Consider the following 20788-nt stretch of genomic DNA (forward strand, 5'->3'; position numbering starts at 1 on the left):
TTTCATAAGCCATAAAAAATAGTGGGATTTTATAATTGTCCCACTAATTCATACATATATGCCGCCAAATGACTTGATATATTTCTTCCTACTTCATTGACTTCTTCATCTGATAGTGGTTGTTCTAAAATACCGGCAGCCATATTTGTACAAACCGAAAAACTCAATACCTTCAAACCACAATGACCGGCTGTCAGAGTCTCTGTGACCGTGGACATTCCTACTGTATCTCCCCCTAATATCCGAATGGCCCTAATTTCTGCCGGTGTCTCAAAATGAGGCCCCTGCATAAAGAAATAATTGCCCTCATGAAAAGTTAAAGGAAAATCACGAGCCACTTCTTTCGCTTTTTCTCTTAATTCCGGAGTATATAACGTGGAAACATCATAGAAACGAGACCCGAAATCTTCTTCATTGAAACCTCGCATCGGACTTTCAATGCCAAAAAACAGGTGATCTCGAATGATCATAACATCCCCAGGTCGATAACTTTCATTTACCGCTCCTGCCGCATTGGTGGTCATCAGAATTTGAATCCCCAACAATTTCAATAAACGAACAGGAATAACCAATTCCGAAAAAGAAAAACCCTCATACGAATGGAAACGACCTGACATACAAACCACTTTTTTACCATTTAGAAAGCCGAAAATCAATTCACCTTTATGAGATGGATTGGTGGTTTGTAAAAAACCGGGTATCTCTTGATAAGCAATCGTGATTGTATTTTCCAATTGTGTCACTAAAGTTCCTAACCCCGAACCTAAAATCAAACCGATTTCCGGTACCATATCCGTTTTAGTACGAATAAAATCTAGGGCTTCTTGAAAATAAGCTTTATTATACCGCATGTGTTCCTCCTAATTGCATGACTAATGCTAGAACTAATTTTGCACAATCTCTTGCAGCCTGTTCTTCAAACTGCTCATAAGTCAGTGAACTTTGATGATCTGCCTGGTCAGAAATAGCTCTGATGATCACAAAGGGTACCTGATTTAAATAACAGGTTTGAGCAATCGCAGATCCCTCCATTTCCACACAAAGAGGTTTAAAATCTTCCCACAATTTCTTTTTGACCGTCTCTTCTCGAATGAATTGATCTCCTGAGACAATCGGTCCCGCTTGCAAACTTCGAATGGTTTGAACCCAATGAATCATCTCTTTATCCGCTTCAAACCATAAAGGAAGCTGAGGTACTTGCCCCTTGGCATAACCGAAATTCATGACATCCACATCATGATGAGCCACCTTTGTACTAACTACAATATCTCCCACCTTTAAAGAGGGATTAAGCCCTCCTGCAATACCGGTATTCAGTATTTTATCCACACCAAATCGATCCACCAGTAACTGAGTACCGATAGCCGCATGCACTTTCCCAATACCACATTTCATCACCACAACTTCTTGATTATTGATTTTACCTGTATAAATTTTAAACCGTCCGATTTCATGTTCCCGAAGACTTTGGCATTGATGCAAAATAGTTTGAACCTCGATATCCATAGCTCCAATAATTCCCAATTTCATAAACTTTCTCCTATCTTTTTGACGTTAAAAAGCGTTCAAAAGTGTTCTTCTATTTTTTGCAATAACACTTCTCCAGACCGTTCGTAATAGTGATTAAAGTCCTCTTTAGCTTCCATAAATTCCACATATTCATTGAAAATAGCTAATTCCAAATCTATTTGATACTGCCTACGATCCATCTTTTCCGGTAATCTTTCATACATTCTCTGTACAAATATTGTTTTTTGTTCATCACTCATGTAAAAAGGGAAGGTACTTTTATGGACGGTGCTATGCGCTATGAAACGAGCCACATCCAAGGTATAGGGCATTTTACCACCAAATCCCCAATCGATGATTTTAACTCCACTCTTAGTTTCTATCACATGACAAGCCAATAAATCTCCACAAGATAGAGTTAAGGGCAATTCCTTTTGTCGATCTATAAAGATGTGATAGATTTTTTCCCATCTTGGTCTATTTCTCAAAAAAGCAGCTCTCTTTTGAATCCTTTTTAAATATCTTTCAAAACGATCGTCTTGGATATCGGTTTTCCAATATTTTCGTTGCAATTGAGAAAGACTCGTAACCAGCGGCATCACCAAATCATTCCTCATTTCAGACAAATCATTTCCTTGGCAATATTCCATCAACAACCAATTTCCTTCTTCTGTCTTTAGAAAGCCAAAATAGTCAGGGACCGCTAAGTGATGATCTTTCAAATACGTTTCATAAACAAAAATTTCTTGTTTTTCTACTTTTTTTAATATATATGAACAAGCTGAACATTCAATACGAAATACATCATACATTCTTCCCTGTTCTTCATATTGTTGGTAGATTTCCTGGATTTCTCCTTTTTGAAAAGATTGAAAGATCGCCATGACAAATTCTCTTTTTTTACCTTTAAGCTTTTTCTCCATGTTCTTTCTGTTTAGCAGCTAAAGCTGCTTTCTTCAAGTTGGCGATAGAAGTTGGACAAGTTTCCGGTGTACAAGCCCCATTTGGGCCGAGATCACTTGAACGATCCATAAATCCTTCAGTATGCAATAACTGATGAGACTGTTCACTCAATGGCGCTCCAAAAAATTCATTATACATATTTTGGATTTCCGAATTATCTTGAGCCGTTTTAATCACAACTTCACCATCTCGTTTATACAAAGAATCAATCCGAGCCTGCTTAGCCGCCATCACTTTAGGCATCTTCACTCTCGGCATCCCACCACCACCAATACAACCGCCCGGGCAAGCCATGACTTCAATAAAATCATAATGCTTACCCGATTCCTTCATTTCCAAATAAAACTTACGAAAGTTTCCAGTACCCGAAATAGCCGCCACATGAAGAGTGTGCTTTCCAATTTGTACATCTGCCTCTTTAACTCCCTGTAATCCACGAATTTCTTTAAATGGAATCAAAGACAATGGCGCATTTTCATTGGTCATAAACTTATACGCCGAACGCATAGCAGACTCCATCACTCCACCGGTGTTTCCAAAGATAACCCCACCTCCGGAGGCTTCTCCCATCACCTGATCAAAACTTCCTTCTTCCAGATTCACAAAATCAATTTCTTCTTCTCGAATCCATTTTGCTAATTCGCGTACTGTAATACACAAATCTCCATCTCTTAAATTTTCTTGATTCCAATACTGTGCTGAACTATTCATTTCCGGACGACGAATTTCCGCTTTTTTAGCTGTACATGGAGTGACGCAAACAGTGACCATTTTAGATGGATCAATTTGATGTTTCTTTGCAAAATAAGTTTTTTGCGTTGCTGCCGCCATTAAAATAGGACTTTTAGCAGACGATAAATGCGGAATCAATTCAGGATAAAATGTTTCTACAAACTTTACCCACGCTGGACAACAACTTGTTAATTGAGGTAATGGATGATTGGAACTTGTCAACCGTTCAATCAATTCTGAAGCTTCTTCCATAATTGTCATGTCCGCTCCGAAATTGGTATCTAACACATAATCAGCCCCTAATTGTCGAAGGGCAGTAATCACTTTTCCTTCCACAAAGGAACCATATTCCATGCCAAATTCTTCCCCCAAGCCAACCCGAATCGCCGGAGCGGTTTGGAAAACCACCACTGATTGTGGATCCATGATGGCTTTCTTTACTTCTGAAATCTCCGAGCGCTCATTGATACAATCAAAAGGACAGGCAACGGCACATTGCCCACAATTAATACAAATTGGCCGATCACCATTAGTTGTTAGATCATAAAAATCCATCACTCCCGCATCATTGACACAAGCCCTTCGACATAGGGTACAATTCTTACACTTGTCCAAATCTTGAACCAAAGACACATTATCCAAGGCAATCGGAACACGCTTATCTAAATTTTGATATTGACTCATTGTTTTCCTCCTCTAAAAACAGTAAGTATCTCTTTACTTCTATTGTAATCGCAGATCACTTGAAAGGTCTAGACACAAAGAGTCTTCCGGAAAGTCAAGTTCTTCATGATTTACCCAAAGTGTCAATGAACCATGACACTTTTCTAATAAATATTGATACACCATTTCTTTCGTTTCCGAATCAAATCCCTTCAACGGTTCATCCAATAACACTAAATCATAGGGAATTAAAAAAGCTCTTATAATCGCAATTCTTCTTCGCATTCCTCCTGATAAAGTGGCAACAGGTTGATCCATCCAATCCTCTAAGCCAAGTTTTTTTAATTCCTTTTTAATTTTATTCTTGGCTTTCTCCTTAGGTTCATCCATCACCATCCATAAATTGGTAAAGACCGTCAAATTCATGACTAAGCGATCCTCCTGAAAAACCATGGTTTTATGTTTGATTTCATCCACACTTCCTTGATATGGTTCTAAACCGGCCAAGATCCTCAATAGAGTTGTTTTTCCACAACCATTTTTCCCCTTGATCCAATATAAACTTCGATCTTGAAAATCATAGTTAAATGAATGGAAAACCTCCTGATCACCATACGATTTAGATAGCTGTCTGATGTTCATGAACGTAAAACCTCCTTAATCATTTTATGAATACCTATTTGAACCATTCGATCCATAAGACTACTTAAAATGATTACCAATAAAGTCCACGCAAACAAAGAATTGGTATCTAAAAAAACTTTGGCTTCATGTAGCTGACTACCAATGGCCCCATCCGGTAAACCGATCACTTCCGCTGCCATGCCTGCTTTCCAACAAAAACCAATGGCTAAAGAACAAGCCGTTTCCAAATAAGGCAAAATCTGGGCCAATGTCAGATAACGAAACTTTTTCTTCTTGGATATATGGAAAACAATACTCATTTCCTCTAAAGATGGATTCTGCGATTCTAGGGCTTTTAAAATCTGATCATAGAAAATAGGCAATCCTACTAAAAAGGAAATCACCGGCGCTAAAGCATTCGCTTTCACCCAAACTAGAATTAAAATCACAAAACTGGCAACCGGAATAGACTTCACCGTATAAAAAACCGGGTTCATCAACGTTTTAAACCAATTCCAACGATACGCTAGATAGGCCAATAAAACCCCTAATATCATAGCTAACAAAAAGCCTGACATCACCCGAACCATAGAGGCACCTATCAAAAACCAATTATGACTATCTTTCAGTAATTGAAAAAGCCTTTGAAATACGACAAAAGGAGACACCAACAGTATCTCCTGATTTAATAAACGAGCTCCTATTTCCCAAATCAATAACCAAAATAGGATGACCCACCACGTCCATTTCTTCTTACTTTTGAACTCCATAATAGAAATCATCTTCCGGCAAATGCCCCCCTATAGCCTTTGGATTTTGTTGGTGTAAAATACTTAAATAATTCGCTAATTGTTTCTTTAAATCTTTTCCGGTTACTAATGTAATATGGCAATTCGGTAATGCTTTTTTCGCAATAGCTTCTTTCACAATATTATATTGCCCAACCAATTTTGCTGCCTCATCCGTTTTCGAATTCGCAAAATCAACAGATTCTTTATACTTATGTAAGAAATCTTGAATGACTTCCGGGTTTTTCTCAACAAATTCTTTACGAGCAATCACCACACCTGTTAATAAAGGACTACCATTGACCTTTTCCCATTCCTTATTTAAATCCAAGGCTACACGAATCTTAGGATTCTTTGTCGTGGCAACGGTGACGAAAGGTTCCGGCAATAAAGCAATCCCCTTGGGATCTTTCGCCAAAGCTTGTACTACTTCTGTATGTTCGCTCTTCCATTCAATATGAACATCTGAAATTCCATTCTTTTCTAATAAGGATTTCAAGCTGTATTCCGGAGTAGCTCCTTTTCCACTGGCATAAATGGTCTTTCCTTTTAAATCAGAAAGTTGCTTCAATTGATTTCCCGTTTCCACCAAATACAAAACACCTAATGTATTAATTCCCAATACTTGAACCGATTTTTTAGTGTTATTATACAAAACAGAAGACAAATTCGCCGGCACAGTAGCAATATCCACTTCTCCCTTTGCTACTAAAGCAGTTACCTCATCCACCGCTGATGCTATCTTAAAATGATAAGCATGTGTCTTTACTTTTCCTTGTTCACTATCTTGCATCAGTTTGACAAGCCCCATGGAAGTCGGTCCTTTTAAGCTAACCACTTTAACCTCTGTTCTTTTGATTTCTTGCTTAGGAATGGCACAAGCCACTAAAGATAAAGCCGTGATACAAGCCACTATGATTTTATTAAAACGATTCATATTCCCTCTTTTCCTTTCTGAAATCATATCATAAAACTTCCCAATAAACCTAAGTCTAGAAAATTTATGAAAGCGCACCCAAACATGATATTATATTATCTGTAGGTATATAAGTCTTATATCAAAATGACTCATTGATATTTTAATACATACCAACTCCACCTACAGAAAGGATATGACATAATGAAATTATTCAATCGTTTAAATAGCCATCAACCTCTAAGTCCCATGGAAAGAAGAGATAATAATAACCGGTTGATTCAAGAAATGGGAATTTCCTGTTTGGAAAATTTACCAGTGCTTGAATCAAGTGAAGAAGTGCAACTAAAAGAAGTAGATATCATCATCAAAAGAGCTATTGCGTGTTTACTTGTTATCCAACTAGCTTGCGATATTTGTGGAAATGGCGATTATCAAGAGTCAAAATCAATTATTTCTGATTTATTAAAAAAGTTTCAGGTAGAAGAATGCTTATTGAGTCATGAACAAAGATTATTCGATCAAGATTATACCGAACAAGATGCCATTAATGTAGCGTGGACTTATGAATGTTACTGGAGTTTGATATGGGCTTTAGGATTGATTGAAGACGATGATTTAAAAGTTCCAAATACAATATGCGATTGCGAACGAGCCATTAATTTCGTTAAGAATTGTAACAATTTTAAGGAATTTAAAGACAAAACCAAATTAAGAAGTATCGAAGAGGTTTTAGATATGACAGATCTTTACTACCGATACCATTGGGCTTGTGTTGAAAAATCCATAAATCCCCAAACCAATATTGGCGATCTAAATCCGGAAGTGGTCTTAGAAAGAAGAAAAGGATTAGAATGGCTCATTTCCACAAAGGATGATTGGAATGAAATATCGCTTGATACTTAATGATTTTTAAAAAGAAGTTTTTCTTTCTTGAGAAACTTCTTTTTTATTATTCCTTACCAATAAAGTCACTTCTCAACATAGGATTGAAGTACTTTTCCTTTAAATTCTGCTAAAATAAACCTATGTTTCAAACCCTATTCAAACTAAGTTTATCCACTATCCTACTTCTTTCTTTCTCTGTTAAAACAGAGCTTTTTCAGAACACTAAAAGTAGTCATTATCTTTTACTGGATCTAGAACAAGGAGAAGTCTTAGAAGAAAAAGGAAAAAGTGAAAAAATTTATCCCGCTTCCTTAACTAAGATGATGGTAGTCTATGTGGCTTTAAATCACATCGAAGACAAGCAAAAAACCGCTATCATTTCACCGAATCTATTAAAAGAACTTCGTCAACAAGGAGCAGCTATATCCAATTATCCTAGTCAAACTCCTATCAGCTATGAAGATCTTCTATACGGAATAGCCCTCCCTTCTGGTGCCGATTGCTCCATCACTTTAGCTAAAGCTTTATTTCCCACAACCGATGCCTTTGTACAAGCTATGAATCAAGAAGCCAAACAGTTAGGCATGCTCCATAGTCATTTTGATAATGTGACTGGGCTACATAGCCCCAATCACTACACTACCCTAGAAGACCTTAGTCGCTTCTTAAAGGTAGCCCTCAAAAATCAACATTTTCGAAACTATTTTTCAGCTATCAAATATACTTCCAAAACAGGAATCACTTTATCTCATACCCTTTATCGGGATATACAAAAAACAGGATTGAAAATTCCCGGCTATCAAGGCTCTAAAACAGGATATACCGCTCAAGCCGGTCATTGCTTAGCTCTTTGGTTCAATCAAAAAGGTCATCCTTTCCTTTACTTAGCCACTGGTGGTCCGGGTGATGTTTACACTAGTAGTCACTTAAGTGATGCTCATCTAGTGACCTCTCGACTGGCCAAAGCAACAAAAAAGTCCTTTGGACCATTTGATTTTTTTTACAGTCATTCAAAAGAGGTTTTCTTTTCTTATTGCCTGATCCAATCCGGTATGCCTCATCTATATCTATTTCAACATGGTTCTTAATTCCAATCGCTGATTTTTCATTTCATAAATGCGGTCACAATGCACTAACGTTGAATAACGATGAGAAATAATGATCACCATCTTATGTTGATAAGCTTTTTCAATGGTTTGTAATAATTCCAACTCATGTATGGTATCTAAGTTGGCACTTGGTTCATCTAAAATCAAGATGTCGGGATCCTTTAAAATAGCTCTAGCCAAACTCAATCGTTGTCTTTCACCACCTGACACCCTATCATTCATCTCTCCCATCAACGTATCTAAACCTTCCGGTAAATGATGCACAAAAGTATCAATACCTGCCTCTTTCAAGCAGGCTTCTATTTCCTCTGTACTGGCATCTTTTTTTGCCATCAACAGGTTATCACGGATACTTTGATCAAATAAATAACTATCTTGTTCTAAAAGAGACATGCGATCATGTAACGATTGTAATGAATAGTTACGAATATCCTTCCCATTGATTAAAATAGAACCGGATTGAACATCATAAAAACGCATCAACAAACGTAATAAAGTTGACTTACCGCTACCACTTTCGCCAATAATACCAATTGTTTCTCCTGATTGAATCATGAGATTCATCCCACTTAAAATTTCTTCTTGAACTTTTGGATACGTAAAATGAACATCTTGAAATACAATTGTTGAAATCGAGGATAACGGTTCGCTATCCTTTTTCTCTTGCACAAACAAGGGTCCATCTTCCAGTTGAAATAAACGGCTCGCTGCCGCATACGCTTGTATTAATTGCGTTAATATAAATGTCAAACTAAAGGAAGAAGAAAAAGAAGCACTCGTTACAAAACTCACTACAATCGTTCCAACCGGATCCGCTTTCCCAATTCCCGCTAGATAAGCCGCTACATAAATCACTAATACTCGAGCCAAATAAACAAAGAAATTTGGAATGGAATTTAAAGCCTGTTTGTATAAAGTCAAAACATGTTGACCGGCATTCACTTCTTCATTTTCCTGTTGGATCATTGCCAAACGTTTTCCCTGGAAATGATAAATTTGAAGATCCTTTAATCCATAGACTGTTTCTAAAATAAGAGCTTTTAAACGACCCAAGGAACGACGTAAGCGAAGCCCGATTCGTTGTCCATATCGCAAAGAAACTGAAGGAATCACTACAATCACCATTATGTACACCGGCAATAATACCCACATCCATAAAGCAGAGTAATGGTAAGCAATGGCTAATGAAATGATTGGTAATAAAATAACTGTAATCATTGGTCCTATGGTGTGTGCATAAAAATACTCTAGCGTTTCAATATCTCCCATTGCTAAATTCATTAAGTTCCCCATTTCTTCCTGAACGAAGATGGCGGGGCTTCTTTTTTCAATAGAAGTGAAGAATTCAATTCGCAATTGAGCCAATATCGCATAAGCTCCAATATGAGAAAATATCCCTTCTATATACCTTCCTATCGCAATGAAAATAGCCGAAAGAATCATTAGCCATGGATAAAGCGCATGAAAAGAAATCATCTTTGCCACTGAAAGAAGCCAAAGAGCTCCAAAGCCCATAAACCCCATCTGACCAAGATGACCAAAAAAGCTAGCTAAACAAGAAATCACCAGTTCTTTCCAAATTGGTTTTGCTTTAGAAAGAAGTCTTTTAGTCAGAATAAAAATCGAATATTTCTTAATCACCAAAACCTCCTTCTAACGCCTCTTGTTGATCCACCATTTGAGCATACAAACCTGCATTAGCCATCAACTGATCGTGTGTTCCCTCTTCCACAATTTTCCCCTCTTCCATCACTACAATACGATCCGCTTGTTGAATAGTAGATAAGCGATGGGATATCAACAATAATGTTTTTTCATGAAATAAAGTATGAATAATTCGCCAAATTTCTTCCTCATTTTTTGGATCTACCGCTGAAGTGGCTTCATCCAACACCATATAAGGAGCATCGCTTAATAAAGCTCGAGCCATGCCTAATTTTTGTTTCTGACCGCCGGACAACCGACTACCATTTTCCCCAACTTCTTCATCCAATTGATGGGGAAGAGTCTTTACAAAATCTTCTAAACGTACTTTCTTTAAAACTGCAAATAATTCCTCATCACTTGCGGTTTCTTTTCCTAACATCAAATTTGAACGAATCGTTCCTGAAAAAATATGTACCCTTTGAGGTACCATCACCAACTTTTTTCGCAATATTTCTTCTGATAAGCTTCGATAATCCTGACCATCTAATCGAATATGCCCTTTTTTTGGATCAATGAATCGTAGTGCCAAAGAAGCGATGGTACTCTTCCCACAACCCGATAAACCGACCAAAGCTAAAACCTCTCCTTTTTTAATATCTAAATTGAGATCTTGAATCACTTCATTCCTTCCCTCATACGAAAAGGAAACATTTTCAAATTGAATCCCTTCTTCTTGATTAGCCGGTATGAATTCATAAACTCTAGCGGTTTTTTTCTGAAGGATAGATTGCATCTTTGTTGAAGCAGAAATAGCCGTTAAAGCATCATGTGTTGCTGACATCAATTGGCGAATACTCGCGAAATACGCATAACCCAGTAATAATAAAGACAAATTATTTGCCAAACTCAACTGACTTTGTATCCCCCATAAAACCACTAAAAATAAAGTTCCATACATGATCCACTCTGTCACTAAAAAAGAGCTGAAGTTGATTTTCATAAACGCATGAATATCCCGGTTTAATTCTTGACTATATTGTTCTAATTTCTTAACATGGGCCTTTGACTGATTATAAATTTTCAAAGTGGTCATACCTCTTAAACCATCCAAATACAATCTCGTCATCATTTCTAAAGAAAGCCAATATTTTTTTCTTAAGCGTTCAATGTTTTTACGAAATAGATTATGAATCGGTAATAAAAGCCAAGAAACCGCCAATAAAATATAAGCAATACCAATTTGGTATTTGCAAACTTCAAAAAATAAATACAATGGTGCCACAAAGCTATATACCAAACTGGGCAAATAAACGCTCACATAAGGAAGGGCCATTTCCACCGCATCTAACGCCGCTATACTACTGGAAGTCGGCCCAATTTCCTCCAATTGCCCACTATCCAATTCCAAGGTTTTCTTCACCATCTCATTACGCATCATCGTTCTCGTGCGAGCTTGCAATTGATATTCCAGTTCCCCTTGCACCAAAGAAACAAGCAAAATAAACAAGGAGATACTAAGACATAAACCAATCACAAACCCGATTGTAGATACGGTCATAGTCGCTAAAACTTTTCCCAACAATAGTGAAAACTGCGTAATGCCAACCAATATAAACAATCGTAAGCCTACAATACCAACAATCCATAACCATGATCTTTTCCCATATTCCATCAATAAGCGATCAATGAGTAACACTTTATCTCTCCTTTCAAAAAAACCATCAGGATACACCTAATGATTTCTTATAGAGCAAGCTGAGCAGCCACCTTTAGACAATTGCCAAGCTCTGCTTCCGCTTTTTCTTATCCATCTTTTATTTTACGGCCAATCTTCTCAATTAGAACATATCATTTTTCACGTCTTTATTATACCGAAGTTTCCGTATTTCACTATTTATTTGCTTCAAGATCTCTAGCTAATTTTTCCGCTAAAACCTTTCCCGACACAAAACTAAACGCATTGGAAACTCCCAAAGATTCCTTGTTTCCAAAAACTCCGCCAACCGCAGAACCAATCGCATACACATTCGGAATCGCTTTATTACCGCTCATCACATGAAACTCTCGATCCACCTTTAATCCTGATAAACTTTGAATACGATATGGTTCTAACTCAATACAATACAATTGACCTGTTAATTTAATTCCTTTCGGTAAAGCGATACCTGCTTTCTTAGCTACTTCCGAAACACTATTTCCACTGCTAATCAACAAACTATCTTTTTCTCGCATGGCCTTAACATATTGTTCCGATAAAGCATGTGTTTTGATAATTTCCTCACGCAATTTATCATAACCGGATTTCGTTAGCCATAAGTAACCACGATGATGATCTAACTTTTGAATCCAAGAAGACAATCCATTCTTTTCATAGCTTTCTGTTGATAGTAAATTTCCTTTAGCATCACTTAAACTAAATTCATTTTGCTTCAGTTCATGAAGGGCTTCCTCTACCGACACAGCTTGTGTCTGATCATTAGCACCAGCTTGTGCCATGATGGATGGCAATGAAGATGTCACATCATATTTTTCTTGTTTTGCTAACACCAAACCGTCTCCTTGGTTTTGAATAGGACCGCCAAACACATGCGTTGCATCCAACGGTGTTAAACCATCCATATTACGTAGCTGACTTCCCATTGCTAAAACAACCGCTTGGGCTCTAATATCAACTAACCTACCATTCGCTTTCTTAATGCGCACACCTACAATTTTATGGCCTTCTTTCAAATAACCAACTAAGGCCGCATTCGTATATACATCCGCTCTGGACACCCCTATTTCCCGACGAAGAAGGGCTAATAATTCATCTTTCTTTTTTTCATATTTAGCACTGGTTAAATTAGCATCTTTCGCATCGGATACATATTTATTCTCAAAAGTCATCCCTAAGTCTTCTGTTTGCCAGTTAATGGTTTCTTGCAAACGGCTTTGAAAATCTTGAATCATCTCTAAATTTCCTTTACCGGCTTTTTGTAGCTTAGTAGCCAATTCAGAAATAGACATCTTCTTACTTTGTGGATCTAAACTCGTTCCTGATACATACTGATACGCATTTGAGGCAAAGGCCATAGTTCCACCCACTTCCCTTGCTTTTTCCACTAAAGTCGTTGGAATACCTTGTTGACGAAGGCGAAGCGTCGCTGCCATCCCGGCCGGTCCGGCTCCAATCACCACCACTTTCGTTTCTTTTTTCTCCACTTTGGTTTCACTATGACTCCTACGATCTATCATCCATTCTTTTTCCACACCGCCAGCTTGAAGAATCGCTTTTTTCACACCTTCTTGAATTGCTTTTGAAGTTTTCGTTGCTCCTGTTGACAAATCCACGTTTAAAGATTGACTTTCGATCATCTTCTTTGGAATTCTATCAAAAGCTTCATTGGTTAACACATCCGTTTCTGAATGAGAAACCACTTTGATTTCTTTCAAATTCTGCTTTTCGAAAAGAACCTCCAATTCAATATTGCCACGATATCCCGCTACCTTTACCGCATAAGTACCATCTTTAATTCCTGTTCTTTTAACTGTTACACCCTGACAAGCACTCAAGCTCATCGCTAGCCCTAATAAAGGCACATACCATTTCTTTAATTTCATACTTGTATTATATCAGTTATTTCAAATACATAAAAAGTAGGATAGCTCCTACTTTTGAATCACTTGTTGAATCGCCGATACATAACGATTCGCTATTTCTTCATACCCTTTATCAGAATGCCAAGTTTTCACATCATTTTGATTCGATATATAAAATTGTTCCACCACAATGATTCTCTTATCTGAATCATTCATAATTGACCAAGTTTCCAAGTTTTCTTTCTTGCCGCCCAAGTCCACATACGTAGGTATTTGCGTATTTTTTTCCCCTTGCTTATAGAAAAGATACCCGGCCCAAACTCCCTCATGCCCATTACTGAAAGATTGCTTTAAAGCAGACACAATGGAAGTTGTTGCCTCTTGTTTTGGATTCGCATAAAAACGAATACCTGATTTCTTTGGATCCTTACTATGCGCAGCTCGAATACTAATCACCAAAGCCGGATGATTCTTTTGAATGAATTTTATCTTTTCTTCCAAAGTCGCAAAAGTTCCCGCCGGATGCGTTCTTTGTACTCGATAACCACTTGCCAACAATTTCTTTTCCAAGGCATTGACCGTTTTTTCTGCCACATCAGCTTCATTTACGATACCTTCAAAACCTTTCTGTTCACCACCATAAGTCGCATCCAACAAAATCAACGGCTTCTTCAATTCATTTTTCGTATGAATCGTTGATAAAACAGAGCCAATTAATGAACCAAGTGTCAAAAAGATCAGTAAAACAGAAAGAATAAAAACCATCGGATCTTTCCAATTCAAAGATTTAAAGTAATGTACTACTATTTCTATATATTTTTTCACTCGTTCCATATTTTATTTTCCTTTTCCTTTAAAAGCAATTTTTCTCGAATCGCTCTTAAATTTTGTTTTACATACCGATCTAAAGGACTATTCAACTCATAATTGGCCGGCACCGCTACGTTTACCCTTCCTTCTTTTAAAAGAGTTTGACTCACTTCTAAAGGATCTTTTTGATCCGGATGGTAAACTACAATGGATTTTCCTTTATATTCCTTGATCAAACGCATACAAGGCACATCGGTGAAACCATCTCCAATATACATCATATTTGAAATCGGAATCGGTCTTTCTTCCAATGGCACATAGGTATTAATAGCCGTACTGGTTTCAGATAAAATCTGCTTATTAATACGAAATACAAATTGCGTTTTTGTCGTGTAATTGATAATTTGTGACGGCCATACCGCTTCTTTATTTTCATCATAGAGATAAGAACAAGCATAAATTTGCGTAATATCCTTAGCAATGGAAGTACCCTCCACTATCTCTTTTAATCCTGACGAAATAATATAGTGTTCCACTTCCAGATTCAGTGTTTTCCCATATTCCGTGATTCGTGAAAACCAAGTCTCCACACCATCACAAAATGAAATATTCTTACCGTATTGCTGCAATCTTTCCTTGGTTAAAGAAATTCCTTTTTTCTTAAATTCTTCTTTCAATAAATACAAATACGCCGGAATATAGTCCATATCCCTTTCTTGGGCCAACTTGACCACTTGAACCCAAAAAGCCTCGGTATTCGTATACCCAAGCTCAGGCAATACTTCAAAATCAAACATATTTTGACGACTTAAGGTATCATCAAAGTCATAAATTAACGCCACTTTTTTCATGGGGTTATTATAACACAATAAAAAAAGCGACCTAAATCGCTTTTCACTACAATTCTAATAATTTTTCAATACCACGAACGTAAATCTCCGTTTGTAAAAGAAGTTCCTCCACGGGGCAAAATTCATTGGCATCATGGATATGATAGTCTGTGCCCGGAAAAGCACAACCAAAGGCAATGGTATTCTTAATAGCTTTAGCATAGGTACCACCACCAATCACCAATGGCACTGCTTCCAAGTCACCCGTCACCTCTTGATAAGCTGATACTAAGCTCTTAATAAGTGGGGCATCCGGTGGAAAGTACAATGGTTCAACCAGTTCATCAAAGACAACTTGCCCGCCTTCATCTTCCAACCGATTTTCCACCATTTTCATCATTTCCTTCACTGTCTTCGTAACCGGAAAACGAGAATCTATCGAACCACGAATCACACCATCTTTCATCATGATGACTCCGGTATTCATTGTCAAAGAACCAAATTCATCTTCACACTTCGCATTCATTCCCGAACCATCCGTAGATAAACCAAAGTGTGAATCATAAAATTCCACAAACGGATCCTGATACCCGGCTTCCTTTAATCCAACTAACGCATAACTAATAGCATTAACCCCTAAATGAGGTAAAGAGGCATGAGCTGCGACACCTTCTACCACTAAAGTACAAACTTTCTCACCACATTCTAAAGAAAAATTAATATTATGATCGTTTAAGAAATCTTCTAGTACCTTCTTGGAAAAAGAATTCTTTTCCACTTTCACCATACATTGACGAGCCACTACATTTTCAGCACTACCCCCAACAATATCTAAAATATGACTATTCTTAGAAAAATAATATCCTCTCATCAATCCTTTTTCACCATGAATAGCCGGAAAATCACCATCTGGAGTAAAACCATAGTCTACCGAACCTAGTTTTTGCACATAATGCTCTAAACACTTAGAACCATTTTCCTCATTTGTTCCTAAAATCAAACGAATTCGTTTATTTAATGGAATCCCACTTTCTTGAATTAGTTTCATAGCCATCATTGAAGCTACGGCGGCTCCTTTATCATCGCTAACCCCACGGCCATACACAATACCATCTTTTTCCACCATTTCAAACGGATCACTGTTCCAACCATCTTCTTTATGAGCTGGAACAACATCTAAGTGAGCAATAATCCCAATAACCTCATCGCCTTGGCCAATCTCTCCATAACCAATGTAGTTATCCACATTGACTGTCTTGAAGCCATCATCCTCCATCATTTTCAGTGCCGACTCTAATGCTTTCTTAGGGCCGGTTCCAAAAGGAGCCTCAGCACTCGCTTCTCCCATTTCAGAATTAATGGAAACTAATGTTCCTAAACGCTTCAACAATTCTTGTCGACAAGCCTGCACCTTTTCTTTTACGCTCATACTTCTCCTTTCATTGCTTAAAAATCCATTTCCAATTCAATCGGACAATGATCCGAACCTTTAACTTCATCATCAATCAAAGCATTCTTTACTTTTTCTTTCAAATTTTCCGATACGATAAAGTAATCAATTCTCCAACCAACATTTCTTTCCCTGGCAGCTGCCCGATATGACCACCATGAATACTTCACTTCCTTAGGATATAAATAGCGAAAGGAATCAATATAGCCATCTGCCAATAATTCTGTCATTTTTTGCCGTTCTTCATCCGAAAAACCGGGATTCTTGTGATTGGATTGCGGATTCTTTAAGTCGATTTCTTCATGAGCCACATTCAAGTCACCCGTATAGATCACCGGTTTTACCTCTTTTAAACGATTCAAATGATCTCTTAACCTATCTTCCCATTCCATACGAAAACCCAAACGTGCCAACCCTTCTTTCGAATTAGGGACATACGCCGTCACAAAATAGTAATTTGGATATTCTAAAGTAATCACACGACCTTCCATAGAAGTATCCCCTTCTATATCGTATTGCACGGATATCGGCTCTTCCTTACAATACACCATCGTTCCTGAATAGCCTTTTCTTTCAGCTGAATTCATGTACCGATAATACCCTTCAAATTCCATCTCCGATGTGATTTGATCAGCTTGCATCTTTGTTTCTTGAAGAGCAAACACATCCGCATCTACCCTTTCAAAAAACTCTTTAAATCCCTTCTTCATCACTGCCCGAAGGCCATTCACATTCCACGAGACAAACTTCATCAACGAACTAACTCCCTCGTCACTTCTTTCAAGTAAGCCAATTCTTCTCCTTGTAAATAAGGACTTAAAATAGAACAAACTTGACTATGATAGTCGTTCAATTGTTTCAACTCTTCATCCGTTAATAAGGAAATATCAATTGCTTCCACTTCATAAGGCACGTACGTCAAGGTCTCAAAGTGCATAAATTGACCATAAAAATTTTTCTTCCCATTAACCACTAATAATTCATTTTCAATTCGAATGCCTAATTCATGAGGTAAATAAACCCCCGGTTCATCTGTTACAATCATTCCCTCTACAAAAGGAACCGGTGGGCGAAGGCTGGAAAATCCCCACCCAATGCGATGTGGTCCTTCATGAACCGCTAGGACATGACCAACTCCATGTCCTGTTCCACACTGATAATCAATATTTTCTTTCCACAAAGGTTGACGAGCTAAAATATCTAAGTTATTACCTGTTGTTCCTTTTAAGAAATGAGCCGCCATCAAATCTAAATGCCCCTTTAAAACTAAGGTATAGTATTTCTTCTCTTCTGCCGTTAAAGGACCTACCGCAATGGTACGAGTGATGTCTGTCGTCCCATCTTTATAGGTTCCACCAGAATCCACTAATAAGAAACCTTTTTGTTCAAGTTTAGCGTGGCTTTCTTCTGTAGCAGAATAGTGCATCATGGCCCCATTAGCTTGGTAGGCAGAAATCGTTGTAAACGAAGGTTCAATGTAATCCTGCCCTTCTGATCGCAAAGCATATAACTTATTTTGAGCACTAACTTCTGTCACTTCAGACTTCTTAACTTCATTTTTCAGCCAATAAATAAACTTAAATACCGCAACTCCATCTTTCACATGAGCATTCTTCGTACAAGCAATTTCCACTTCGTTCTTCACTGCTCTATAATAAGCGATTGGCGATCTTTGATCTAAAATCGTATTACCTTGTAAAGCTGCATAGAGTTTCGAATTTAGAGTATCTAAATCAGCTAAAACCACTTTATTTTGAAGCTTTAATAAATCCGTTTCAATTTCCTCATAATCCTTAACTGTCACACCATTGTCTTCCAAATGAGCTTTTACTAACGCGTTTACTTTCTTTTCATCTACATAGTAGTTCACTTCATTAGCACTCATTAACACAAACGCATACGCCACTGGTGTGTTCTCAATATCATCGCCTCGAAGATTCAATAGCCAGCAAGGATCCTCTAAAGTACTAACGAATAATTCATCCGCTCCAACTTCTTCCATAGCCTTTCTGGTTCGAGCAATTTTATCTTTCGCTGAAACACCTGTAAACTTCGTATCTAACACATACAAAGCCGCTTCTGGCATCCTAGGGCGTTCTTCCCAAATTCGACCCACAAGATCCACATCATTTACGATGGAAGCTTTTTTCTGAGCTAACTTTTTTTCTAAAAACAACATGGTTCTAGCGCTCACCACAGAACCATCAAAACCTAAGACACCATGATCCGGTGTCTGTTCCACTAAGAAATCCAGCGGATTGGGAACTCCCTCTTGACGAAGACGCATCAATTCAACCTGTGTTCCAGCCAATTCATTTTCAGCTTGTGTAAAATAACGACCATCCGTCCATAAACCAGCAAAATCTTTGGTAACAATCACGCAACCCGATTCTCCACTAAAACCAGATATATAAGACTTGGCTTTAAAGTAATCTGCTGTATATTCTTCCGATAAATGATCATCTTCATTTGGAACATAATACACGTCCAAATGGTTCTCCCTCATCAACTGACGAAGTGCTTCTATTCTTTCATTTACTGTCATAATTCACCTCTTTAATGTATGTGTTATTTATTATATCCCTTTTAGTAAGGTCAGGCTAACAAAGCCGTTATTTTCTTTCTTCAATCTCATCTCTTCTATAATACTCTTCTTCTAAAATACCCATAGTAATAACATCATAATACCGCCCACGATGGTACGAAGCTGCTCTTCTCACACCTTCTTTCACAAAACCCACTTTTTCATAGACATGAATCGCTGAATCATTATAAGAAAATACATTCAATTCTACTTTATGGGCATTCAATTCTTCAAATGCCAACTCAATTCCTTTTCTCATTGCCTCGGATCCATATCCATGTCCTTGATAATCCGGCCCAATAAAAATACCTAATGTAGCAATTCTTTCCGGTAAAGTTAAACCAAAGCAGGATAGATGACCCACCACTTTTCCTTCATGATTTTCAATTGTTAAACCAAAACCATCTTTTTTTTCATTACTTGACCATTCCATAAATAACTGATCATTTTTTTCTTCATAAGTTGGAAACAAGCGGGAACGATTCCCAAGCAATAAAGAATCTTCATTCCACCATTTTGCAAAAATAGCCCGATCACTTTCCGTTGTTCCTCTTAAACGAATTTTATCTCCTTGCAATAATTGATTTCGATATTGAATTAGTTCCTTCATATTAAACCTCACTATTCTAAGTATAACCTAAAAAAGAGTGTCCGTTTGACACTCTTTCTTGCGAGTTACCTCGCTGTTGGAATCTCGTATTCCAAACCACTTATTTTATCAACTATTCAATTTTTCCTAACTTAAATTGTACATGGGTATATACCCCCTTGCCTGTTTTCTCTAATTCTTTTAGCCAGGCCACTAAAAGAACGCTACCTTAATTCGAGAAGAATCTCCTTCATAACTTGCGCTCCTTTCTGTCCAAAGGGGACACTTTTTACACCTTCATCATACCTCTTTTTTATTCTTTTCCAAGTCTGTTTTTTAAAAATTATTTGATGTATAATTATTCTATGAGCCATCTAGAAAAGAGGGGCTTTTTTAATCACATCATTTACTTAAAAATTGAAAGAAAAACCATACACAAAGCAATACTCATCAGTATTATCACCGCCAACTGTACATACTGATTTTTAATAAACCGATAATGCTTAATTTTCTCATGTAAAAAAAGACTAAAAATAATTGCCGATAAAACTAATGCATACTCTACCCAAGACACAAAACCACCCCTCCCTTGGATAACATCTATATGTTAACCACCAATTAACATCCAAAATAACACCATTGCCAGGTCTATTAGCATTATAATCCACTGTATCTGCAATAGAATAGGCATAGAGAGCCGACAATCCGCTTGGCAAAGATCCTATCCCACCAAAGATTGCCCCAGCCAACGCAGCCGCTCCTGCATCAACATGTGCATTCATTCTGACATTATATGCATAATCTCTAGCTGAGAAAACTTTCGATCTATACATAGCAACTCCCTCTCCCCCTTTACTTCACACTTCCATGTAATCATCTAAATTGTACATGGGTATATACCCCCCCTTGCCTGTTTTCCCTAATTCTTTTAGCCGGACCACTAAAAGAACGCTACCTTAATTCGAGAAGAATCTCCTTCATAACTTGTGCTCCTTTCTGTCCAAAGGGGACACTTTTTACACCTTCATCATACCTCTTTTTTATTCTTTTCCAAGTCTGTTTTTTAAAAAATATTTATTGTATAACGTTCTTATGGGCATCCAAACA

19 protein-coding genes are annotated in these 20788 nt (G+C 37.5%); 2 read left to right on the plus strand and 17 right to left on the minus strand.

The window, feature by feature from the left end:
* Positions 1–29: 29 nt before the first annotated feature.
* From HMPREF9013_RS05950 to HMPREF9013_RS05980, 7 genes are read right to left on the minus strand one after another with little or no spacing between them, the layout of a single operon-like run.
* Complete coding sequence (locus HMPREF9013_RS05950) at positions 30–851, minus strand: purine-nucleoside phosphorylase (RefSeq protein WP_006627479.1); 822 nt, start codon at positions 849–851, stop codon at positions 30–32.
* Positions 841–1530, minus strand: coding sequence for a 5'-methylthioadenosine/adenosylhomocysteine nucleosidase (locus tag HMPREF9013_RS05955; protein WP_006627480.1), 690 nt, complete (start codon positions 1528–1530; stop codon positions 841–843). The genes HMPREF9013_RS05950 and HMPREF9013_RS05955 overlap by 11 nt, the downstream gene beginning before the upstream one ends.
* A gap of 35 nt (positions 1531–1565) precedes the next feature.
* The gene (locus HMPREF9013_RS05960; protein ID WP_006627481.1) at positions 1566–2393 is read right to left on the minus strand and encodes an aminoglycoside phosphotransferase family protein; all 828 of its coding nucleotides are present in this window, start codon (positions 2391–2393) and stop codon (positions 1566–1568) included.
* 22 nt (positions 2394–2415) lie between these two features.
* Positions 2416–3888, minus strand: coding sequence for a [FeFe] hydrogenase, group A (locus HMPREF9013_RS05965; RefSeq protein WP_006627482.1), 1473 nt, complete (start codon positions 3886–3888; stop codon positions 2416–2418).
* 39 nt (positions 3889–3927) lie between these two features.
* Positions 3928–4509, minus strand: coding sequence for an ABC transporter ATP-binding protein (locus tag HMPREF9013_RS05970; protein WP_006627483.1), 582 nt, complete (start codon positions 4507–4509; stop codon positions 3928–3930).
* The gene (locus HMPREF9013_RS05975; RefSeq protein WP_040333715.1) at positions 4506–5273 is read right to left on the minus strand and encodes an ABC transporter permease; all 768 of its coding nucleotides are present in this window, start codon (positions 5271–5273) and stop codon (positions 4506–4508) included. Before HMPREF9013_RS05975 ends, HMPREF9013_RS05970 begins: the two co-directional genes overlap by 4 nt.
* Positions 5245–6216, minus strand: coding sequence for an ABC transporter substrate-binding protein (locus HMPREF9013_RS05980; protein ID WP_040333721.1), 972 nt, complete (start codon positions 6214–6216; stop codon positions 5245–5247). Before HMPREF9013_RS05980 ends, HMPREF9013_RS05975 begins: the two co-directional genes overlap by 29 nt.
* Before the next feature lie 183 nt (positions 6217–6399).
* On the opposite strand from HMPREF9013_RS05980, the gene HMPREF9013_RS05985 reads away from it, so the two are divergent.
* Positions 6400–7101 carry a DUF4272 domain-containing protein gene (locus HMPREF9013_RS05985; protein WP_006627486.1) on the plus strand — a complete coding sequence of 234 codons (702 nt, stop codon included), beginning with the start codon at positions 6400–6402 and terminating at the stop codon, positions 7099–7101.
* Positions 7102–7223: 122 nt separating this feature from the next.
* Positions 7224–8171, plus strand: coding sequence for a D-alanyl-D-alanine carboxypeptidase family protein (locus HMPREF9013_RS07280; RefSeq protein WP_006627487.1), 948 nt, complete (start codon positions 7224–7226; stop codon positions 8169–8171).
* Here the strand turns inward: HMPREF9013_RS07280 and HMPREF9013_RS05995 are convergent.
* The 10 genes from HMPREF9013_RS05995 to HMPREF9013_RS06040 all read right to left on the minus strand — a co-directional run bounded on the left by HMPREF9013_RS05995 (position 8151) and on the right by HMPREF9013_RS06040 (position 20463).
* Complete coding sequence (locus HMPREF9013_RS05995; RefSeq protein WP_006627488.1) at positions 8151–9833, minus strand: amino acid ABC transporter ATP-binding/permease protein; 1683 nt, start codon at positions 9831–9833, stop codon at positions 8151–8153. The two genes, HMPREF9013_RS07280 and HMPREF9013_RS05995, sit on opposite strands and share 21 nt — an antisense overlap.
* Entirely contained in the window at positions 9826–11535 is a 1710-nt protein-coding gene (locus tag HMPREF9013_RS06000; protein WP_006627489.1) for an ABC transporter ATP-binding protein/permease, read from the minus strand. Before HMPREF9013_RS06000 ends, HMPREF9013_RS05995 begins: the two co-directional genes overlap by 8 nt.
* Before the next feature lie 194 nt (positions 11536–11729).
* Positions 11730–13439: an FAD-binding protein gene (locus tag HMPREF9013_RS06005; protein WP_006627490.1), complete on the minus strand. Its 1710-nt coding sequence runs from the start codon at positions 13437–13439 to the stop codon at positions 11730–11732.
* A gap of 48 nt (positions 13440–13487) precedes the next feature.
* Positions 13488–14252: an N-acetylmuramoyl-L-alanine amidase family protein gene (locus HMPREF9013_RS06010; RefSeq protein WP_006627491.1), complete on the minus strand. Its 765-nt coding sequence runs from the start codon at positions 14250–14252 to the stop codon at positions 13488–13490.
* Complete coding sequence (locus HMPREF9013_RS06015) at positions 14240–15079, minus strand: HAD family hydrolase (protein WP_006627492.1); 840 nt, start codon at positions 15077–15079, stop codon at positions 14240–14242. The genes HMPREF9013_RS06010 and HMPREF9013_RS06015 overlap by 13 nt, the downstream gene beginning before the upstream one ends.
* Before the next feature lie 46 nt (positions 15080–15125).
* A complete protein-coding gene (locus HMPREF9013_RS06020) occupies positions 15126–16487 on the minus strand; it encodes a Sapep family Mn(2+)-dependent dipeptidase (protein ID WP_006627493.1) in 1362 nt (453 codons plus the stop codon).
* A gap of 17 nt (positions 16488–16504) precedes the next feature.
* Positions 16505–17260, minus strand: coding sequence for an exodeoxyribonuclease III (locus HMPREF9013_RS06025; RefSeq protein ID WP_006627494.1), 756 nt, complete (start codon positions 17258–17260; stop codon positions 16505–16507).
* Positions 17260–19053 (minus strand): aminopeptidase P family protein, encoded by a 1794-nt coding sequence (locus HMPREF9013_RS06030; RefSeq protein WP_006627495.1) that lies wholly within the window; start codon positions 19051–19053, stop codon positions 17260–17262. Before HMPREF9013_RS06030 ends, HMPREF9013_RS06025 begins: the two co-directional genes overlap by 1 nt.
* A gap of 67 nt (positions 19054–19120) precedes the next feature.
* The gene (locus HMPREF9013_RS06035) at positions 19121–19702 is read right to left on the minus strand and encodes a GNAT family N-acetyltransferase (RefSeq protein ID WP_006627496.1); all 582 of its coding nucleotides are present in this window, start codon (positions 19700–19702) and stop codon (positions 19121–19123) included.
* 506 nt (positions 19703–20208) lie between these two features.
* Positions 20209–20463: a hypothetical protein gene (locus HMPREF9013_RS06040; RefSeq protein ID WP_006627497.1), complete on the minus strand. Its 255-nt coding sequence runs from the start codon at positions 20461–20463 to the stop codon at positions 20209–20211.
* Between the last annotated feature and the right edge of the window lie 325 nt (positions 20464–20788).

The sequence above is a fragment of the Bulleidia extructa W1219 genome (assembly GCF_000177375.1).
In the GTDB taxonomy this organism is placed as follows: domain Bacteria; phylum Bacillota_I; class Bacilli_A; order Erysipelotrichales; family Erysipelotrichaceae; genus Bulleidia; species Bulleidia extructa.

Bases quoted from the DNA above. Each gene is read 5' to 3' on its own strand.
- HMPREF9013_RS06025 (WP_006627494.1), bottom strand. From the start codon at position 17,260: ATGAAGTTTGTCTCGTGGAATGTGAATGGCCTTCGGGCAGTGATGAAG.
- HMPREF9013_RS05980 (WP_040333721.1), bottom strand. From the start codon at position 6,216: ATGAATCGTTTTAATAAAATCATAGTGGCTTGTATCACGGCTTTATCT.
- HMPREF9013_RS06015 (WP_006627492.1), bottom strand. From the start codon at position 15,079: ATGAAAAAAGTGGCGTTAATTTATGACTTTGATGATACCTTAAGTCGT.
- HMPREF9013_RS05985 (WP_006627486.1), top strand. From the start codon at position 6,400: ATGAAATTATTCAATCGTTTAAATAGCCATCAACCTCTAAGTCCCATG.
- HMPREF9013_RS06010 (WP_006627491.1), bottom strand. From the start codon at position 14,252: ATGGAACGAGTGAAAAAATATATAGAAATAGTAGTACATTACTTTAAA.
- HMPREF9013_RS05955 (WP_006627480.1), bottom strand. From the start codon at position 1,530: ATGAAATTGGGAATTATTGGAGCTATGGATATCGAGGTTCAAACTATT.
- HMPREF9013_RS05970 (WP_006627483.1), bottom strand. From the start codon at position 4,509: ATGAACATCAGACAGCTATCTAAATCGTATGGTGATCAGGAGGTTTTC.
- HMPREF9013_RS06035 (WP_006627496.1), bottom strand. From the start codon at position 19,702: ATGAAGGAACTAATTCAATATCGAAATCAATTATTGCAAGGAGATAAA.
- HMPREF9013_RS06005 (WP_006627490.1), bottom strand. From the start codon at position 13,439: ATGAAATTAAAGAAATGGTATGTGCCTTTATTAGGGCTAGCGATGAGC.
- HMPREF9013_RS06040 (WP_006627497.1), bottom strand. From the start codon at position 20,463: ATGAATGCACATGTTGATGCAGGAGCGGCTGCGTTGGCTGGGGCAATC.
- HMPREF9013_RS06020 (WP_006627493.1), bottom strand. From the start codon at position 16,487: ATGAGCGTAAAAGAAAAGGTGCAGGCTTGTCGACAAGAATTGTTGAAG.
- HMPREF9013_RS07280 (WP_006627487.1), top strand. From the start codon at position 7,224: ATGTTTCAAACCCTATTCAAACTAAGTTTATCCACTATCCTACTTCTT.
- HMPREF9013_RS05965 (WP_006627482.1), bottom strand. From the start codon at position 3,888: ATGAGTCAATATCAAAATTTAGATAAGCGTGTTCCGATTGCCTTGGAT.
- HMPREF9013_RS06030 (WP_006627495.1), bottom strand. From the start codon at position 19,053: ATGACAGTAAATGAAAGAATAGAAGCACTTCGTCAGTTGATGAGGGAG.
- HMPREF9013_RS05975 (WP_040333715.1), bottom strand. From the start codon at position 5,273: ATGATTTCTATTATGGAGTTCAAAAGTAAGAAGAAATGGACGTGGTGG.
- HMPREF9013_RS05950 (WP_006627479.1), bottom strand. From the start codon at position 851: ATGCGGTATAATAAAGCTTATTTTCAAGAAGCCCTAGATTTTATTCGT.
- HMPREF9013_RS05960 (WP_006627481.1), bottom strand. From the start codon at position 2,393: ATGGCGATCTTTCAATCTTTTCAAAAAGGAGAAATCCAGGAAATCTAC.